This window comes from Kribbella sp. NBC_00482, from assembly GCF_036013725.1.
Classification (GTDB): domain Bacteria; phylum Actinomycetota; class Actinomycetes; order Propionibacteriales; family Kribbellaceae; genus Kribbella.
In genome coordinates this window covers 7,023,945-7,042,261 of sequence record NZ_CP107881.1, presented here as the reverse complement: position 1 = coordinate 7,042,261, position 18,317 = coordinate 7,023,945, and the positions used below count along the sequence as shown (strand labels likewise).

20 protein-coding genes are annotated in these 18,317 nt (G+C 67.9%); 13 read left to right on the top strand and 7 right to left on the bottom strand.

Annotated elements, in window-relative coordinates; all coding sequences use genetic code 11:
• The first annotated feature begins 68 nt into the window (after positions 1-68).
• The 8 genes from OHB24_RS34165 to OHB24_RS34130 all read left to right on the top strand — a co-directional run bounded on the left by OHB24_RS34165 (position 69) and on the right by OHB24_RS34130 (position 7,230).
• Entirely contained in the window at positions 69-449 is a 381-nt protein-coding gene (locus tag OHB24_RS34165; protein ID WP_327635019.1) for a hypothetical protein, read from the top strand.
• A gap of 262 nt (positions 450-711) precedes the next feature.
• A complete protein-coding gene (locus tag OHB24_RS34160; RefSeq protein ID WP_327635018.1) occupies positions 712-2,238 on the top strand; it encodes a M4 family metallopeptidase in 1,527 nt (508 codons plus the stop codon).
• A gap of 216 nt (positions 2,239-2,454) precedes the next feature.
• Positions 2,455-3,462: a type I glyceraldehyde-3-phosphate dehydrogenase gene (gene gap, locus OHB24_RS34155; protein ID WP_327635017.1), complete on the top strand. Its 1,008-nt coding sequence runs from the start codon at positions 2,455-2,457 to the stop codon at positions 3,460-3,462.
• Between the two features lie 77 nt (positions 3,463-3,539).
• Complete coding sequence (locus tag OHB24_RS34150; RefSeq protein ID WP_327635016.1) at positions 3,540-4,733, top strand: phosphoglycerate kinase; 1,194 nt, start codon at positions 3,540-3,542, stop codon at positions 4,731-4,733.
• A gap of 1 nt (position 4,734) precedes the next feature.
• On the top strand, positions 4,735-5,550 hold the full coding sequence (tpiA, locus tag OHB24_RS34145) for a triose-phosphate isomerase (RefSeq protein ID WP_327635015.1): 816 nt from the start codon (positions 4,735-4,737) through the stop codon (positions 5,548-5,550).
• Positions 5,547-5,780 carry a preprotein translocase subunit SecG gene (gene secG / locus OHB24_RS34140; RefSeq protein WP_327635014.1) on the top strand — a complete coding sequence of 78 codons (234 nt, stop codon included), beginning with the start codon at positions 5,547-5,549 and terminating at the stop codon, positions 5,778-5,780. The genes tpiA and secG overlap by 4 nt, the downstream gene beginning before the upstream one ends.
• Before the next feature lie 16 nt (positions 5,781-5,796).
• Positions 5,797-6,156 carry an RNA polymerase-binding protein RbpA gene (locus OHB24_RS34135; protein ID WP_327635013.1) on the top strand — a complete coding sequence of 120 codons (360 nt, stop codon included), beginning with the start codon at positions 5,797-5,799 and terminating at the stop codon, positions 6,154-6,156.
• A 93-nt stretch (positions 6,157-6,249) separates the two neighbouring features.
• Entirely contained in the window at positions 6,250-7,230 is a 981-nt protein-coding gene (locus OHB24_RS34130) for an SMP-30/gluconolactonase/LRE family protein (RefSeq protein ID WP_327635012.1), read from the top strand.
• Here OHB24_RS34130 and OHB24_RS34125 read toward each other — a convergent pair.
• The gene (locus OHB24_RS34125; protein WP_327635011.1) at positions 7,220-8,944 is read right to left on the bottom strand and encodes a BCCT family transporter; all 1,725 of its coding nucleotides are present in this window, start codon (positions 8,942-8,944) and stop codon (positions 7,220-7,222) included. The genes OHB24_RS34130 and OHB24_RS34125 overlap by 11 nt on opposite strands.
• Before the next feature lie 128 nt (positions 8,945-9,072).
• Here OHB24_RS34125 and OHB24_RS34120 point away from each other — a divergent pair, with 128 nt between their 5' ends.
• Positions 9,073-9,927 (top strand): LLM class flavin-dependent oxidoreductase, encoded by an 855-nt coding sequence (locus tag OHB24_RS34120; protein WP_327635010.1) that lies wholly within the window; start codon positions 9,073-9,075, stop codon positions 9,925-9,927.
• Positions 9,928-10,006: 79 nt separating this feature from the next.
• Here OHB24_RS34120 and OHB24_RS34115 read toward each other — a convergent pair whose 3' ends face one another.
• Positions 10,007-10,216, bottom strand: coding sequence for a cold-shock protein (locus OHB24_RS34115; RefSeq protein WP_134115893.1), 210 nt, complete (start codon positions 10,214-10,216; stop codon positions 10,007-10,009).
• Positions 10,217-10,651: 435 nt separating this feature from the next.
• Here OHB24_RS34115 and OHB24_RS34110 point away from each other — a divergent pair, with 435 nt between their 5' ends.
• Complete coding sequence (locus OHB24_RS34110) at positions 10,652-10,921, top strand: protealysin inhibitor emfourin (protein WP_327635009.1); 270 nt, start codon at positions 10,652-10,654, stop codon at positions 10,919-10,921.
• On the opposite strand, the gene OHB24_RS34105 is transcribed toward OHB24_RS34110, so the two are convergent.
• The 3 genes from OHB24_RS34105 to OHB24_RS34095 are packed head-to-tail and all read right to left on the bottom strand — an operon-like array spanning position 10,918 to position 14,341.
• A complete protein-coding gene (locus OHB24_RS34105) occupies positions 10,918-12,372 on the bottom strand; it encodes a beta-N-acetylhexosaminidase (protein ID WP_327635008.1) in 1,455 nt (484 codons plus the stop codon). The two genes, OHB24_RS34110 and OHB24_RS34105, sit on opposite strands and share 4 nt — an antisense overlap.
• Before the next feature lie 42 nt (positions 12,373-12,414).
• Positions 12,415-13,164, bottom strand: coding sequence for a fructosamine kinase family protein (locus OHB24_RS34100; protein ID WP_327635007.1), 750 nt, complete (start codon positions 13,162-13,164; stop codon positions 12,415-12,417).
• Complete coding sequence (locus OHB24_RS34095; RefSeq protein ID WP_327635006.1) at positions 13,133-14,341, bottom strand: MFS transporter; 1,209 nt, start codon at positions 14,339-14,341, stop codon at positions 13,133-13,135. The genes OHB24_RS34100 and OHB24_RS34095 overlap by 32 nt, the downstream gene beginning before the upstream one ends.
• Before the next feature lie 48 nt (positions 14,342-14,389).
• Here OHB24_RS34095 and OHB24_RS34090 point away from each other — a divergent pair, with 48 nt between their 5' ends.
• Positions 14,390-15,070 carry a CGNR zinc finger domain-containing protein gene (locus OHB24_RS34090; protein ID WP_327635005.1) on the top strand — a complete coding sequence of 227 codons (681 nt, stop codon included), beginning with the start codon at positions 14,390-14,392 and terminating at the stop codon, positions 15,068-15,070.
• 174 nt (positions 15,071-15,244) lie between these two features.
• Positions 15,245-15,661 carry a VOC family protein gene (locus OHB24_RS34085; RefSeq protein WP_131296908.1) on the top strand — a complete coding sequence of 139 codons (417 nt, stop codon included), beginning with the start codon at positions 15,245-15,247 and terminating at the stop codon, positions 15,659-15,661.
• Positions 15,662-15,706: 45 nt separating this feature from the next.
• On the opposite strand, the gene OHB24_RS34080 is transcribed toward OHB24_RS34085, so the two are convergent.
• Entirely contained in the window at positions 15,707-16,444 is a 738-nt protein-coding gene (locus OHB24_RS34080; protein ID WP_327635004.1) for a phytanoyl-CoA dioxygenase family protein, read from the bottom strand.
• Between the two features lie 70 nt (positions 16,445-16,514).
• Here OHB24_RS34080 and OHB24_RS34075 point away from each other — a divergent pair, with 70 nt between their 5' ends.
• The gene (locus tag OHB24_RS34075) at positions 16,515-17,333 is read left to right on the top strand and encodes a helix-turn-helix transcriptional regulator (RefSeq protein WP_327635003.1); all 819 of its coding nucleotides are present in this window, start codon (positions 16,515-16,517) and stop codon (positions 17,331-17,333) included.
• Positions 17,334-17,362: 29 nt separating this feature from the next.
• On the opposite strand, the gene OHB24_RS34070 is transcribed toward OHB24_RS34075, so the two are convergent.
• The gene (locus OHB24_RS34070; RefSeq protein ID WP_327635002.1) at positions 17,363-18,271 is read right to left on the bottom strand and encodes a phosphotransferase; all 909 of its coding nucleotides are present in this window, start codon (positions 18,269-18,271) and stop codon (positions 17,363-17,365) included.
• Positions 18,272-18,317: the final 46 nt, after the last annotated feature.

The window sequence follows — 18,317 nt, the reverse complement described above, 5'->3', positions numbered from 1 at the left end:
CACACAGCCCTTGCGACGTTGGTTGGATCTCTCCACGGGGTTTCCATCCGATGAACAGATGAGGACCGATGGGCACAACACCAGAAGAACAAGCGGCGCTGGACAAGATCATCCAGGAAGGCATCAAGCGCGAGGTCGAGCGGATGCAGGCGGAGGCAGCCCGGAAAGCCGCTGAGGAAGCGAACAAGGGCAAGATGGTTGCCGACCCGGAGCCGGTCGTCGCGAACTGGCCGGACAACGAGGTGCAGGCGGCGCCGCAGGGCGGGCTTGACAAGGTGGCCGGTGCGCTGCGGGTCGGGCAGGCCGGTGACGCGGCCTTTGCGCGCGACCTGCTGAACAGTGGGCAGGCGCCGCTCGGCGGTGTGGCCAAGCCTGAGCCGACCGCCGATGGCGCGAAGGAAAGCGCTGCCGGGGTGCGGGCCGCGAAGCCGGCGCTCGGCCTCGGCTGACCGCTCGGTGAGCCGGACTTCCGCCACTCACCAACCGGCCGGGTCGTGAGGTCGGCACGGTAGTCGACCGCTGGATGTCCAACCCGCGTGCAGGTTGGTGAGTGGCGGAGGTCCGGTCACTCCGGACCGAAGGATTTCCCGGTGATTCCGGGGTTTCGAGTCCGACCGGTTCCTTTTGGCGGAGGGCTCGCCGAGGGTGTGCGTGCCCATTCGCGCACGTCCTGTCCCGGATCGTGCGCGTCTCCCGCCCAAGGAGTAACGCATGAAGCGCATTCATCGCGCCGGTCTGGCCGCGACCGCGATCGCCGGTCTGGCCGTCGTCACCATCACCGTGAACGTGCAGGCCGCCCAACCGGGTGGCTCCGCCGTGTCCCCGGTGGCCGCTGCCCGCGCCAACGCCGTACAGCTCGGCATCGGCGACGGCGGCGACCTGGTCGTCCGTGACGTCGTCGTGGACGGCGACGGCAGCAGCCACGTCCGGTTCGACCGCACGTACCAAGGTCTGCCGGTCGTCGGCGGCGACGTCGTCGTCCACCAGGACAAGGCAGGCAAGGCCCGGTCGTCGACCGGTGGCGTCGGCAAGCTGGCCCTGTCCGTGAAGCCTGCGGTCTCAGCCGCGTCCGCGACCGCCGCCACGAAGCAGAAGGCCGCCAAGCAGCAGCTCGTCGTCTTCGTCACGAACGCCGGCCAGTCCAAGCTCGCGTACAAGGTCGTCAGCGAGGGCCGCAAGGCCAACGGCGAACCGACCGGCACCGAGACGTACGTCGACGCGCAGAACAGCAAGGTCCTCGACAGCTGGACCACAGTCAACGACGACCTCGGCAGCGGCACCGGCCTGTACGTCGGCACTGTCGGACTCGACACCACGAAGTCCGGCACCAGCTGGACGATGGTCGACCCGGTCCGCGGCGGCAACGCGACGTACAACGCCGGCACGCTCTTCTCCGACGCCGACAACGTCTGGGGGACCGGCAGCAACTCGAACGCGCAGACCGCCGGCGTCGACGCCCATTACGGCATCGCCAAGACGTGGGACTACTACAAGAGCGTGCACGGCCGCAACGGCATCGCCAACGACGGCAAGGGCGCGAAGTCGTACGTCCACGACGGCGCGTACGTGAACGCCTCTTGGAGCGACTCCTGCTTCTGCATGCGGTACGGCGACGGCGACGCGAGCCAGGGGATCGGCCCGCTCGTCGAGCTGGACATCGCCGGCCACGAGATGAGCCACGGCGTCACCAGCCGCTCGGCGGGCCTGCGCTACAGCGGCGAGTCCGGCGGCCTGAACGAGTCCACGTCGGACATCTTCGGCACGGCCGTCGAGTGGTACGCCGCCAACAGTCAGGACACCCCGGACTACGTGCTCGGTGAGGAGATCTTCACCGACTACAACCCGGCGACGAACTACATCCGGCGGCTCGACAAGCCGTCGATGGACGGTGCCAGCGCCGACTCGTGGTCGAAGAGCGTGGGCCGGCTGAACGTGCACTACTCGTCCGGTGTCGGCAACCACTTCTTCTACCTGCTGTCCGAGGGCAGCGGGGCGAAGACGATCAACGGCGTCGCGTACAACAGCCCGACGGCCAACGGCGTCACGGTCGCCGGTATCGGCATCACCAAGGCCGAGAAGATCTGGTACCGCGCGCTGACGACGTACATGACGTCCCGGACCGACTACCACGGTGCCCGGACCGCGACGCTGAACGCCGCCACGGACCTGTACGGCGCGAGCAGCGCCGAGCGGGCCGCGGTCGACAAGGCGTGGGTCGGAGTGAACGTGCTGCCGTGATCGGGTGAACCTCACGTAGACAGTGAGGCGAACGGCGGTTTCCGGAGAGACGCTCCGGAAATCGCCGTTCGTCAGACCAGCCAGTGGTCTGGTCTGAAGCCGTGAAAAATAACCGGTGGTCTCATCTGGACGCTACCAGTTGATCGAGTGGGCTGTTGGGCTAGTGTTCGGGCTGTAGCGGCAGTGCCAAAGCTAGTTCTGAGGAGACGCAGACCCGTGACCGTACGCGTAGGTATCAACGGCTTCGGCCGCATCGGCCGTAACTTCTTCCGCGCCGTGCAGGCGTCCGGTGCCGACATCGAGGTCGTCGCCGTCAACGACCTGACCGACAACCAGACCCTCGCTCACCTGCTGAAGTACGACTCGATCCTGGGCCGCTTCCCGGGTGAGGTCTCCGCCACCGACGACGACATCACCGTCGGCGGCAAGAGCTTCAAGGCGTTCGCCGAGCGTGACCCGGCCAACCTGAAGTGGTCGGACGTCGGCGCCGACGTGGTGATCGAGTCCACCGGCTTCTTCACCGACGCCACCAAGGCCAAGACGCACGCCGACAACGGCGCCAAGAAGGTCATCATCTCCGCCCCGGCGAAGAACGAGGACCTGACCGTGGTGATGGGCGTGAACCACGACCTGTACGACGCCGAGAAGCACACCGTGATCTCGAACGCGTCCTGCACCACCAACTGCATCGCCCCGCTGGCGAAGGTCCTCAACGACGCGTTCGGGATCGAAAAGGGTCTGATGACCACGATCCACGCGTACACCCAGGACCAGAACCTGCAGGACGGCCCGCACAGCGACCTGCGTCGCGCCCGCGCCGCCGCGATCAACATCGTGCCGACCTCGACCGGTGCCGCGAAGGCGATCGGCCTGGTGCTGCCGGAGCTCAAGGGCAAGCTGGACGGCTACGCGCTGCGCGTCCCGGTCCCGACGGGCTCGGCGACCGACCTCACCGTCACCGTCGGCCGCGAGGTCACCGTGGACGAGGTCAAGGAGGCCTACAAGGCCGCCGCGGCCGAGGGCTCGCTGAAGGGCTACCTGACCTACACCGAGGACGCGATCGTCTCGAGCGACATCGTCACTGACCCGGCGTCCTGCATCTTCGACGCCGGCCTCACCAAGGTGATCGGCAACCAGGTCAAGGTCGTCGGCTGGTACGACAACGAGTGGGGCTACTCGAACCGCCTCGTCGACCTGGTGAACCACGTCGGCGCCTCGCTCTGACATTCCGCTTGCTTGCGTCCGAAGGCAGCCCTGGTGCTTCTTCGGGCGCAAGCTCGTTCACACGAGAAAGCTGAACTGTGAAGACGATCGAAGACCTCGGCGATCTGGCCGGGCAGCGGGTGCTGGTCCGGTCCGACCTCAATGTGCCGATCAAGGACGAGGTGATCGGCGACGACGGCCGGATCCGCGCGTCGCTGCCGACTCTGGTGAAGCTGGCGAAGGCGGGCGCGAAGGTGATCGTGACCGCGCACCTCGGCCGTCCCAAGGGCGAACCGAACCCGAAGTACACGCTGGCCCCGGTGGCGAAGCGGCTCGGTGAGCTGCTGCAGCCCGAGGGCGTCACGGTGCGGTTCGCCTCCGACGTCACCGGTGACGCGGCGCAGACCGCCGTACAGGATCTCGACGAGGGTGAGGTCCTGCTGCTCGAGAACGTGCGCTACGACCCGCGCGAGGAGAGCAAGGACGAGGCCGAGCGTGGCGCGCTGGCCGAAGAACTGGCCGCGCTCGCGGACGTCTTCGTCAGCGACGGGTTCGGTGTCGTGCACCGCAAGCAGGCCAGTGTGTACGACGTGGCGCGTCAGCTCCCGCACGCCGCGGGCGGCCTGGTGCTCGCCGAGGTCGACGTACTGAAGAAGCTCACCGAGGACCCGGCCCGGCCGTACGTCGTCGTGCTCGGCGGCGCCAAGGTGTCGGACAAGCTCGCGGTGATCGACAACCTGATCGCCAAGGCCGACAAGCTGCTGATCGGCGGCGGCATGGTCTTCACGTTCCTGAAGGCGCAGGGCCACGAGGTCGGCAAGAGCCTGCTCGAGGAAGACCAGCTGGACATCGTCCGCGGCTACCTGAAGGAGGCCGGCGACAAGATCGTGCTGCCGACCGACATCGTGGTCGCGCCGGAGTTCAAGGCGGACTCGCCGGCCACCGTCGTGGCCGCGGACGCGATCCCCGCCGACCAGCTCGGCCTGGACATCGGCCCGGACTCCGCGAAGGTCTTCGCGGCCGAGGTCGCCGCGGCGAAGACGGTGTTCTGGAACGGCCCGATGGGCGTGTTCGAGATGGCGGCGTTCGCCGGCGGAACCAAGGCCGTCGCGCAGGCGTTGACCGAGGTGGACGGGCTGAGTGTCGTCGGCGGCGGGGACTCCGCGGCCGCCGTACGGCAGCTAGGCTTCGCCGACGACGCGTTCGGCCACATCTCCACCGGTGGCGGCGCGTCGCTCGAATACCTGGAGGGCAAGGAGCTCCCGGGTCTCGCGGTACTGGAAGAGGACTGAGATGGCAGGCGACAACTCAGCTGCCCGTACGCCGTTGATGGCGGGCAACTGGAAGATGAACCTGAACCACGTCGAGGCCGTGCACCTGCTGCAGAAGCTGAGCTGGACGCTGCAGGACAAGAAGCACGACTTCGAGCGGGTCGAGGTGGCGGTGCTGCCGCCGTTCACCGACATCCGCAGCGTGCAGACGCTGGTCGACGGTGACCGGATGAAGATCAAGTACGGCGCGCAGGACGTGTCCACGCGCGACTCCGGGGCGTACACCGGCGAGATCTCGGCGGCGATGCTCACCAAGCTCGGCTGCACCTATGTGCTGACCGGGCACTCGGAGCGCCGGCAGTACCACGACGAGACCGACGAGGTCGTCAACGCCAAGACCGCGAAGGCGCTCGAGGCCGGCCTGGTCCCGATCATGTGCGTCGGCGAGGGCCTGGAGATCCGGAAGGCCGACGGTCACGTCGAGCACTGCCTGGGTCAGATCGACGCCGGGCTGGCCGGGCTGAAGCAGGACGACGTCCGGAAGGTCGTCATCGCGTACGAGCCGGTCTGGGCGATCGGCACCGGCGAGGTCGCGACGCCGGAGGACGCGCAGGAGGTGATCGCCGCGATCCGGGGCCGGATCGAGGAGACGATCTCACCCTCGGTCGCCGACTCGGTACGGATTCTTTACGGTGGATCGGTGAAGATGGCCAGTGCAAGTGGCATCATGGCCCAACCGGATGTCGACGGCTGCCTGGTCGGAGGCGCGAGCCTTCAGGTGGACGAGTTCGCCGGCATCTGCCGTTACCTGGACCTTCAGTTAGGCTACTCCTCGTGATTCTCGCTTTCTCGATCGTCGTGATCGCCTGCAGCCTGTTCCTGACGCTGCTGGTGCTGCTGCACAAAGGCCGCGGTGGCGGCCTCTCGGACCTGTTCGGTGGCGGTGTGTCGTCCAGCCTGGGCGGCTCGTCGGTCGCCGAGCGGAACCTGGACCGGATCACGATCGGCGTCGGTCTGATCTGGTTCGCCGCCATCGTCGCGCTCGGCCTGCTCTACAAGCTCGGCTGAGGGGGAGTAGGTTCCCGTGGCTGGTGGTGGCAGTGCGATTCGTGGCAGCCGGGTCGGTGCCGGGCCGATGGGCGAGGCGGAGCGCGGCGACACCGCGCCCCGGCAGCGCATCGTGTTCTTCTGTGCGAACGGGCACGATACCGCGACCTGGTTCGCGGTCGAGGCGGCCATCCCGGAGGAGTGGGACTGTCCACGGTGCGGTCTGCCGACCAGCACCGATGTGAACAACCCGCCTCCGCCGCCGAAGATCGAGCCCTACAAGACCCACCTGGCCTATGTGAAGGAGCGGCGCTCCGAGCAGGAGGCGCAGGAGATCCTCGACGAAGCCCTCGAGAAGCTCCGCGCCCGTCGCGCCCGCGGCGAGGTCATCTTCTAGCAACTCCGTCGAAGCCCGGACCGGCTGGTCCGGGCTTCGACGTTCCTCGTACCCCCTGTGGTCGGACGGGTGCAGCGCGCTAGGGTCTGCGCCATGAAGACGTCGATCGCGCCTGTTCGCTGGACCCCGCCGCCCGTACCGCCGGTGCGGCATCCGAAGGGCGTCGACGTCGAGGTCGTTGCGTTGCCGGGCGCGGGACCCGAGGACACGCTGATCGACGACGACGGCAGCGTTCTCACGGGCCTGTACGACGGCCGCATCCTGCGCGTCAGCGCCGACGGCAAGACGATCAGCACCCTCGCCGACACCGGCGGCCGGCCGCTCGGCCTGGAATGGCTGCCGGACGGCAAGGTGCTGATCTGCGACGCGAACCGCGGTCTGCTGACGCTCGACAAGGACAACCGGGTGACGACCTTGCTGTCGGACATCGACGGCCGCCCGATGCGGTTCTGCAACAACGCGGACGTCACCGAGGACGGCACGATCTACTTCACCGACTCGTCCACCCGGTTCGGCATCGACGAGTGGATGGCCGATCTCCTCGAACACTCCACGACCGGCAGCGTGTACCGCCGTACGCCCGACGGGGCACTTACCCGGCTGGCGACCGGCCGCGGCTTTCCGAACGGCGTGGCGCTCAGCAGCGATCGCCGTACGCTCTTCTGGGCCGAGACCGCGACGTACGGGCTCTACAAACTCGACCTCACGACCGCGGGCGCCGAGCCGGTGCAGATCGCGGCGATCCCGGGCCTGCCGGACAACATCGCCCGCGGCTCCGACGGCCTGATCTGGGTCGCGGTCGGGTCGCCGCGCAACGCCGTACTCGATCTGCTGCTGCCCAAGCACCCTGTACTCCGCAAGGTCGTGTGGGCGTTGCCGGACGCGTTGAAGCCGAAGGCTGCGGACATCATCGAGATCCAGGCGTACGACGAGACCGGCGAACTGGTCCACGACCTGCGCGCCAAGCACCCGAGCTTCCACATGCCCACCGGCGTCCGCGAACGCGACGGGAAGGTGTGGCTAGGAAGCATCGGCACCAGCTCCCTAGCCACGTTCCCGACGCCTACTTCTTAGGCACCTCGTCCTGCTTCTCGCCGTTGCCGCTGACCACCAGCGTGAAGTCCTCGCCGTGGTTGCTGACCCCTTCGATGACCGCAGCCTCGACCGCCTCCGAGCCGATCTCGCTGCGCAACATCAAGGGATCGGTGCGCAGGTCCTTGGCCAGCGCGACCGCAAGCCCGACCATCACGACCGCGAACGGCAACGCCGCGACGATCGTGAGGTTCTGCAAGCCTTGCAAGGCGTCGGCGCCACCTCCGCCGGCGAGCAGCATGACCGCCGCCACCGCGCCGGTGAGCACGCCCCAGAAGATCACCAGGGGCTTCTTCGGCTCGATCGCACCGCGCTCGGACAACGTGCCCATGACGATCGACGCGGCGTCCGCACCGGACACGAAGAAGATCGCGACCAGCATGACCACGATCACCGTCGTGACCGCACTCAGCGGGATGTGCTCGAGCATGCCGAACAGCTGACCCTCGGACGTCGACGCGCCGGCGATGTCCGTACCGTCACGCTGCATATCGATCGCCGTACCGCCGAAGATGCAGAACCACAGCACGCTGACCAGTGACGGCACCAGCAGTACGCCGGTGACGAACTGCCGGATCGTGCGGCCGCGGCTGATCCGCGCGATGAACATGCCGACGAACGGCGTCCACGAGATCCACCAGGCCCAGTAGAAGACGGTCCAGCCGGACAGCCAGGTCGCCATCGCGTCGCCGCCACTGGCCTCGGTCCGTGCGGCCATGTCGGCCAGGTCGCGGAAGTAGTCGCCGATCGCGGTCGGCACCAGGTTCAGGATCAGCACGGTCGGGCCGACCACGAACACGAAGACCGCGAGGACGACGGCCAGCACCATGTTGATGTTCGAGAGCCACTGGATGCCCTTCGCGACGCCGGAAACCGCCGAGGCCACGAAGGCCGCGGTGAGTACGGCGATCACGCCGACCATGACGGCGTTCCCGGTGTTGTCCAGCCAGCCGAGGATCCGGACGCCGGAACCGATCTGCAGTGCGCCGAGCCCGAGCGACGCGGCCGACCCGAACAGCGTCGCGAAGATCGCCAGCCCGTCGATCACCTTGCCGATCGGTCCTTCGGTACGGCGTCCCAGCAGCGGAGCGAACGCCGCGCTGATCAGCTGCGACCGGCCGCGCCGGAACGTGCCGTACGCGATCGCGATCCCGACCACGGCGTAGATCGCCCACGGGTGCAGGGTCCAGTGGAACAACGTGGTCGCCATCGCGGTCTCGAGGGCCTCCGGCGACCCGCCCGCAACGGTCCCCGGCGGGGGACTGGTGAAGTGCGAGAGCGGCTCGCTGACGCCGAAGAACATCAGTCCGATGCCCATACCGGCGCTGAACATCATCGCGACCCAGGACACGGTCTTGAACTCGGGTTCCTCGTCGTCCCGGCCGAGCGGGATCCGCCCGTACCGTCCGGCGGCGAGCCAGATCACGTAGACGACGAAGCCGGAGGCCAGCAGGACGAACAGCCAGCCGGTGTTCTGTTCGACCCATCCGAGGGCCGAGTCGGACGCCGTCCCGAGACCGGCGGCGTCGACGATGCCCCAGGCGACGAAGGCCAGGGCGATGACCGCGGTGACACCGAAGGTGACGCGGTCGAGTCCGGAGCCGTGACTTCGGCTGCCGGGCGGCGGGGGTGTTGCGATCGCGGGATGCAGTGCGGGGTCTTGGGTGTCTGCCTGGTTGTCGATATCTATCGCCACAGGTAAGTCACGCCTCGCTTAGGCGCGCCTCCGTTCGGTTGTGTCGGGGACAGTGCCTTACGACCGTGTCGAAGATCGTGGCAAAACGCAACAATCGTGCTTTCGGCCACACTCGGTAAGGTGCGCTCATGCGTTTCGGAATTGCGATCCTGCCGGAGTACCGCTGGCAGGACGCCGCGCCGCGGTGGCGGCGAGCGGAGGAGTACGGGTTCGACCATGCGTGGACATACGACCACCTGACCTGGAGCGGTCTGCAGGACTCACCGTGGTACGGGACGACGCCGACGCTGACGGCGGCCGCCCTCGTCACGTCGACGATCAAGCTCGGTACGTTCGTCACCTCGCCGAACTTCCGGCACCCGCTGGCGCTGACCCGCGACATCCTCGCGATCGACGACGTGTCCGGCGGCCGGTTCCTGTGCGGGATCGGCGCCGGCGGCAGCTTGGACGCGACGATCCAGGGTGGGCCGGACCTGGCGCCGCGGGAGAAGCAGGATCGCTATCAGGAGTTCGTGCGGCTCCTCGACACCCTGCTCACCACGGACGGTGTCGACTTCAAGGGCGAGTACTTCGAGACGCGGAACGGCCGCACGCTGCCTGGTTGCGTCCAGCAACCACGTGTCCCGTTCGTCCTGGCCGGCAACGGGCCGCGCTCGCTCAAGTTCGCCGCCAGGCACGGCGACGGCTGGATGACGACCGGGGCAGCGGGGGACGACCTGGACAGCTGGTGGGCGGCGGTCGCCGACCTCAGCCACCGCCTCGACGACCTCCTCGAGGGCCGTCACCTGGACAGGTACCTGTCCCTCGACTCCAAGGTCTACGCGCTCTCCAGCCCGGCCGCCTTCGAGGACGCCGTCGGCCGCGCCGCAGCCCTCGGCTTCACCGACGTCATCACCCACTGGCCCCGCACCGAGGGCGTGTACGCCGGCTCCGAAACCGTCCTCGAGCAGATCGCGACCGACGTCGTACCGCGGTTGCGCTGAGCCCCATTTGTTGTGAGACGGCGAAAGGGCCGCACACCTGGTGGTGTGCGACCCTCTCGTCAGTGTGCTGGAAGGGCGATCAGGTGCCGATCGCGCGGATGTTCTCCGCCTGCAGACCCTTCTGGCCCTGGGTGATCTCGAACTCCACGCGCTGGTTCTCGTCCAGCGAACGGAAGCCCGACATCTGGATGGCCGAGTAGTGCGCGAACACGTCCGCGCCACCGTCATCCGGGGTGATGAAGCCGAAGCCCTTGTCAGCGTTGAACCACTTGACAGTACCGACAGCCATTTGTCTATCTCCTCGATGGCTATTAACAATCCGCGACCCACACCTCATGAGCCGCGCGTCGCCGAAAGGCCCCAGACGACAGACCGGCCATGCAGCACAGCAAAAGTCAGGGAGTCCAAAACTGCAACGGCATAACTGTAGCCGTTCTGCGGCCTGATGGTAGGGGTGACCACAAACACGTGTCGCTGATTGTCGCGACTCGCTACCCTCCGTGCACGGACGATTCTGGGCGGCACAGGGCCGGTCCGGAACCGGAAATCCCGCGCCGACCTGCTGTTTCGCCGCCGACGGAACGGACGTGACGATGGCAACGAAGGACAATGGCCCGGTACGCCGGGTGATGGGCGCATGATTCTGATCGGAGTCCTCGGCGTGTCGCGCGGCTGTGGACAGTGGTGTTGACGGTGGTGCAGCAGGAAGAGCGAGGAGGCAACAATGATCGTCAGCGTGACCCGCAGCGGCGGTTTCGCCGGGCTGACCAAGCAGGGCGAGCTGGACACCAGCAGCCAGCCGGACGCGGACCGCCTGGAGGCCGCGGTCCGCGAACTGGAGGCCAAGGACCTGGGCACCGGGCGGCCGCGGCCGGACCGGTACGTGTATCGGCTGGAGGTGCGTGACGCCGCCGCCGACGTCACGCAGCACACGGTCGCAGAGCAGGACGTGGACGCGACCACAGCCTGGCTGCTGGACCGCATCCTCGGTTAGCGCCAGTCGATCTCCGGCGCCCGGTAGAAGTTGACGCCGAGCACCTCCCAGCGCGGACCTTGCTCGGCCAGTCGGTCGCGGTACGTCGTCCAGTCGAGCGCGGACTCCGGCGACCACCCGAGCTCGGCGATGCCCGGCAACCGCGGGAACGTCATGAACTCGACCTTGTCCAGGTCGTCGAGCGTCTCCGTCCACAGCGGCGCCTCGACGCCGTCGATCGCGCTCGCCGGCACGTTCGGGATCAGCGTGGCCGGGTTCCAGCTGTAGGACTGCTCCACGCTGACCAGTCCGGCCCATTGCAGCCCGAGCGGGGTCTCCTCGTGGTACTTCATGTCCAGGTACGCCCGGTTCGCGGGGGACAGCACCAGCGTCGCCCCCTGCTCGACGGCCTGCTGCGCCAACACCTGAGCCTTGGGGTCCTCGGTGCCCCAGTACTGCACGACAGTGCCGGCAGGCAGCGGCCCGTCGGCGATCTCGTGCCACCCCATCACCCGCTTGCCGTGCTTCACGACCAGCTCGGCGGCCTTGGGCACGAAGGCGAGGTAGTCCGAGTGCGGCGTCGAGTGGGCCTCGTCCCCACCGAGGTGCAGGACCTCGCCGGGCGTCTGCTCGGCCACCTCCCGGAACACGTCGTCGAGGAACTCGTACGTCACGTCCTTGTCGATGGCGAACGAGCTGAAACCGACCTCGGTCTCCGTGTAGAGCTCCGGCGCCTGGTCGCCCTTGTTCAGCTCGGGGTACGACGCCAGCGCCGCGTTGGTGTGTCCTGGGGTGTCGATCTCCGGTACGACGGTGATGTAGTGCTCCGCGGCGTACTGGACGAGGTCGGCGTACTCCGCCTTCGTGTAGTACCCGCCCGCGTCGCCGCCGACCTGCTTGCTGCCGCCGTACTCCGTCAGCCGCGGCCAGGAGTCCACCTGGATCCGCCAGCCCTGGTCGTCGGACAGGTGCAGGTGTAGCCGGTTGAGCTTGTAGAGCGACACCAGGTCGATGAAGTGCTTCACCTGGTCGACGGTGAAGAAGTGCCGCGTGACGTCGAGCATGACGCCGCGGTAGCCGTAGCGCGGGGAGTCGGAGATCGTCGTACCGGCGATCTCCCACGGACCCTCCTGCTCGGTGTCGGCCTCGGCCGTGGCGGGGAGGAGCTGCCGGAGGGTGGTGACGCCGCGGAACAGTCCCTCGGCGGTCGCCGCTGTGACGGTGACGCCGGCCCCGTCCGCGCGAAGTTCGTAGCCCTCGGCACCCAACGACTCCGGGCCGTTGGTGGACAGCGTGATCGTCCCGGTGCCTTGCTGGACCGGCAGCGTGAAACCGGTCGACCGGCGGAGCTGCGCCGCGAGTCGGTCGGCGATCGTCTGGGCGGAGGAGTCATCGAGGCCGATGGTGGCGTCGGACTGCAGCGTGAAGGTCTCGTCGGTGAGCGCCTGCTGCGCCGTGGGCTGCGGAATCATGATCGAAAGTGTTCGCGGCTCCCGGCATTACGTCAAGAGGCTTCAATACCGCCTGGCCGACTCGATCGCCTGTGCCGCGTAGCCCCCGCCGAACAGCACGACGTGCACCAGCAACGGGTGCAGTTGATGCAGCCCGATCCGCTCCTGCCAACCGTCTCTGAGCGGGTGCGCCTCGTCGTACGCGCGCAGTACGCGGTCCAGTCGCGGTAGCCCGAAGAGCGCGAGCATGGCGAGGTCCGTCTCCCGGTGACCGCCGTGCGCGGCCGGATCGATCAGGTGTACGCCGTCCGGCGTCCAGAGCACGTTGCCGGACCACAGGTCACCGTGGATCCGGCACGGCTCGTCGGACGGGTCGTCGTACACACCTGCGTCCAGGCGAGTGCAGACGCGCTCGACGGCGTCCAGGTGGATGCCCTGGTCGTGGGCGGCCCGTAGGTACGGCCGGAGGCGCAGGTTCGCGTAGAACTCACCCCACGACTTCACTGGCTCCAGTGCGTGCGGCAACGGGGCGGTGCCGATGTAGCCGTCGCCACTCCACCCGTCCGGCGGTACGCCGAAGTAGCGGGCGCCGGCGTCATGTGTGACGGCCAGCCGCCGCCCGAAGTCCTCGGCGGCTGACTCGGTTGGCGGAGCCATGTTCAACCTGGTGGTCGTTAGTTGAGTGGGGGAGACGTGGAGCGGCTCAGCGACCGGCACTCCGCCAGGAACGTCCAGCCAGCGCAGACCAGCCGCCTCGACCTCGAAGAAGCCCGCAGGTGCGTCAGGCCGGCTCTTCACAAACGGCGTGGTCACCCCGGCACTCTGGCACGGTCCGTCGCGGCCGGACCAGCAGGGGTTCGCTGAGCATGACAAGAGCTGCGGCCGCGGTCAGCAAGCCGCCGACGAGTGCTACCGCCCGCACAGTCGTGGTGTCGATCAGCGCGCCGCCCACGAACGCTCCGGCGGCGATGCCGACGTTGAACGCCGAGCTGGCCCCGGCGGACGCGATGTCGGTGCTGCCCGGGGCGATCTGGAGCGTCCGGCTCTGTACGGCGACTGCGAGCCCGCTGAACGCCAGGCCGATCACCGCGATCAGCGCGACCGTCACGACCTGTACCTGTCCCAGTGCGTACAGCCCGAACAGGCCGACCGTGATGAGGCCGAGCGGCAGAACGGTCGCGCCCCACGGGTGCCGATCCAGCACGCGGCCGACGATCAGTGTGCCGGCCAGTCCGCCGGCACCACTGGCCAGCAGCATCGGACCGAGGACCTCGGAAGAGAACCCGGAGACGTCCAGCAGGAACGGCGTGACGTACGTGTTGAACGTCAGGAATCCGGTCACACCGACGGCGGACGCGATCAGCAGGACGACGTACCGCCGGAGATCAGGGGAACTGCCCCGGCGTGACGGACTGTCCTGCACCTCGGTGCGCGGGAGCAGGACGACGATCCCGACGCAGGCGGCCGCTCCGAGCACCGTCATCACCACGAACGGCACCCGCCAGCCGGCCTGCTCTCCGAGCCAGGTGCCGAGCGGGATGCCGAGGATCGGCGCCAGCGCCGTACCGATAGCGAGCCGCGCGATCACCCGGCCGCGAAACTCCGGCGTGAACAGGCTGGTCGCGATCGGCGGGGCGATCGACCAGAACAGCGCCTGTGCGAGAGCGATCACCAGCCGCGCGGCAAACAGCGTCTCGTACGAGGGAGCCGCCGCGGAGAGTGCCGTGGCAGCGGTCAGGACCCCGAGCGTGCCGGCAAGCACCAGGCGGCGAGGTAGATGGTGGGTGAGCCGGGCCAGTGGGATGGAGGCGAGGACGACGACCGCGGCGTACCCGGTGACGAGGAGGCCGATCTGGGAGCGGGATCGCTCGAGGTCGTCGGCGATCACGGTCAGCAGACCGATCGGAAGCACCTCGACGGTCACGAACGAGAAGGTTGAAACGCCGAGGAACACCAGTGCGAGGCTTGCCCGGCGGAACGAGAGAGGCATGAGGCACCTGATTCCAGTAAAGGATTCTATGGTGGTAGCATCTCACCCGTGACCGACAGTTTTCGTGCGGAGTTCCGCATCGTGGGCGGACACCCTGCCCTCGACCTGGTGAACACGGTCACTCCCCGGGTGCGGGGCGGTGCTGTGGAGCACGACTACCTGACGTCGCCCGCCGAGCTGGTCGCCTGGTCCCGCCGGATCGGGCTGATCGATCTGCGCGATTACAGTGCCGTCGAGGGCACGTGGCGCTCGTCGCCGGAGCTGGCCACGAAGTCCCTCAACGCGACGCTGGAGATCCGTGAGGCGGCGTACGACGTGTTCGCGCCGCGGGCGTTCGGCGCCGTTGTCGCGGGCGACGGCGTGAAGCACAGTGAGGGTTCTGCGTTCGAGCGGTTGATGTTGCGCTGGTCGGCGGCGGCCGCGCGGTCGATGCTGATCCCGGACGCGGGCCGGGAGCGGGGCATCGCGGAGCTGGTGGTCGGGACGTCGCCGGCGCAGTTGATTCCCGATCGGCTGGTGGTGGCCGCGGTCGAGCTGGTGCGGGGCGTCGAGTTGCGCCAGTTGCGGGCCTGCCCGGTCGACGACGGGGGCTGCGGGTGGCTGTTCCTCGACCGCAGCCGGAACGGTTCGCGGCGCTGGTGCGCGATGGAGGACTGCGGGACGCGGGCGAAGATCCGCAAACTCGGCGAGCGCCGGCGTGCTACCGGCGTACAGCAGTCTGAGGGGTAGCGCGCCCGAACCTTCACTGTCAGCGACCGGCTCACTGGCCGAGAACGCGTGTCGAAAGGTGCGAATTGTCCCTGCGACCTGTCATCGTAGGCGGCCGGGCCTTCCGACAAGAGGGCCTTGGCCGGACCTGCCCCTTATGAGGAGCAGGCTGACGAAACAGATTGTGGAGGACAGATGACGCAGGTGGCAGAGCAGCCGGGCAGTACTGCCGGGCGGCTCGGCTCGGTGGTCCTGGATTGCCCGGACCCACTCGAGCTCGCCCAGTTCTACTCGGCGCTGCTGGGGCTGGAGATCGACGAGAACGGTGACGAGGACTGGCGGAGCCTGACCGGCCCCGGCTCGTCGTTGGGGTTCTCGACGCTGGCCTTCCGGCGCTCGGAGGAGTACGTGCCGGACACGTGGCCCGGCACCGACGCGCAGGACCTTCACCTCGACCTGATCGTCGAGGATCTCTCCAGCGGTCACGCGACCGTGGTCGCCCTCGGAGCCGAGCCGCTCGATCCGCTGGACCCGCCGCCCGCCGACAACGCGCGCGGCTGGCGGATCTACGCCGACCCGGCGGGGCACCCGTTCCGGATCTGCCTCGAGTGAGTCACCGAAGAGCCCGCCCCGAACTCGGGGCGGGCTTTTCTCATGTCAAGAAGCGCCGGCGAACGGGAAGTGCCGGCCTTCGACGTACTGCGGTCGCGGCTGGTAGCTGTTCACCCCCGGCTCGCCGCGCAGGTGGAACGCGCTCGGGTACGGCGACTCCGGATCGGTGATCCTCGTCGACGTCGGGATGTAGCGGATGGTCAGCCCGCAGCGCCGATAGGGCGACGTGTTCGCGGTACTCCCGTGCACGATGTTCGCGTGGTGCACCTCGACGTCGCCCGGCGCGAGCACCATGTCGACGGCCTGCGACTCGTCGACCTCGACCGCGATCTCCTTGCCGAGCACGCTCTCCACGTCGGTGTTGTCGCGCATCCCGGCGACCCCGGAGCGGTGACTGCCCGGGATCAACCGGACGCACCCGTTCTCCGGCGTCGAGTGGTCGACGGCCAGCCAGAGCGTCACCACCTTCATCGGGTCGAGCGGCCAGAACGCGGCGTCCTGATGCCAGAGCACCGGCTGCCCGGAGTACGGCGGCTTGGAGATGTAGTGCGACGCGAACAGCGCGATGTCCGGCCCGACGAACTTCTCGGCGATGTCGACGAGCCGGTCGTCGCTCACCAGCCGGACCCAGAACGGGTCATCACGCAGGTAGACGTGTCCGAGCTGCTCGGGCCGGACCTCGGGATGGCGGGCCTGCAGCCACTCGACATGATCGTTCACTTCCTTGATCAGGTCTTGGTCGATGACGTCGCGGAAGATGACATAGCCGTCGGTTTCGAACATGCCTCCAGCGTCGTCGGTCGGTGCCTGGACGGACTAGCAGCCGTACGACGAGAATTTGTACTGTCTTGATGTGGATCAGATCCTGCGCTTCGAGGCCCACGCGTTCGGCCGCCCGTACCACGCGGCGCGCGTCCGGATCCCGGCCCGTGCCCGCGACACCGAACTGCACACGCACGCCGACTTCCACGAGTTCATGGGAGTCATGTCCGGCAGCGGCGAACACCTACTGACCACCGGCGTCGCGCCGCTGCGGGCCGGTGACGTCGTACTGGTCCGGCCGAGCGACCGCCATGCGGTACGCGGCGCGGCGCCCGATGGTCTGGAGTTTGTCAACGTCGCGTTCCCGAGCTCGATCTGGCAAGGATTCCTCGACCTGACCCGCACACCGACCTGGTCGTCCCGAGGTCCGGTCAGCTTCCATCAACCGTCCGCCGTACCGGTCTTCGAGCACGCCCTCGACCGGTTCCAGAACACCCCAACCGCCTACGACCTGCTGCGCTTCTGGATCGACCTTCTCGACCTACTGACACCCGGCGACCCCGGCGGCTCAGGGATCCCCGACTGGCTCGCCAAAGCGTGTACGTCGATGCGCGCCGAGGAGAACCTCCGCGGCGGCGTACCGCGCCTGCTCGAACTAGCCGGCGTGAGCCCCGCACACCTGTCCCGCTCGATGCGCGCGGCGTACGGCGTCACGCCGACCACCTTCGTCACCGACCTCCGCCTAGAGCACGCCGCATCCTTGCTAGCCGCAACCAACACCACGATCGCTACCATCGCGACCCGCTGCGGCTTCACCAGCCAGTCCTACTTCACGCGCCGCTTCACCACAGCCCACGCCCTCACTCCCACCACCTTCCGCCACCGCTCCCAACGCGCCTTCGTCCCCTGACAACCGACCGGCGTGATCAGCTGCCATTGTCAGCGGATCTCGTTCCAGCGGGCTCCGGTCCAAGGTGGCAAGTCGAGCGATCGGGATGCCCAGCTGAGGCAGATCACAGCGATACGTTGAAAGACCATGCGGAGCCACTGGGGGGCTTGCGTCTCGTGAGCGGCCCGGCGAGCGCACTGACCGGCGATGTGGGCCGCCCAAGGCCCTCCTTCAGGTAGTACGTCGAACGGATCCGGGCCGCCTTCGAGTGGCAACGTAGCGAGTGCCGAAGCGAGGTCCTGCTGCGGATTCCCACGAATGGCCTGGGCCCAGTCCACCAGCACTACGCGTTGACCGACGAAACACAGATTGTCGCTCCGGACGTCGTTGTGCACCAGCGCATCACCCCCGACCGGGACGTTGCTTTCCGCCTCCACCAGTCCATCGAGCGCAGCGTTGAACCAGGCCTCGCTGCACAGGCCGAGCGCCAGGAAGTCATCCGCCTCGCGCTCGATCAACGGCCACTGCGGCCGGAATCCGTCCCGGGCCGACGGAAGGGATGCCGGCGGGGGCAGCTCACCGACCCGCCGCAGTGCCGCGAACAGGAGATCGAACTGACCGGGCTTCCACGTCACCGGGTCATGGTCGGCCGGCCAATGCGCAGCACGCAGGTCCTCCATCACGAGGACCGGGCGATCTCCGTCCTCGAGCCAGGCCAGCTCCCGAGCGACCAGGTCGCTCTCGATACTGGAGACGATCTCATGCTCTGTACGGAGCCCTTTCGCTCCCTGGTCATCGACCGCAGCCTTAACGAAGGCGCTCGAGCCGTCAGCAAAGCCAACCACGAAGGACGCGGCCGACAGCCCGGTGTGCGGTCGATGCCAGTCAATCGGCTCTTTGCCTAGTGCGGACGCAATCAGCGTGTGCAACTCCTGCGTCGGATGCCCGTCCTTTGTCACAGCCATACTGTGCTTCTCCTAGCCGGTTGGATCTTGACTGCTCCGA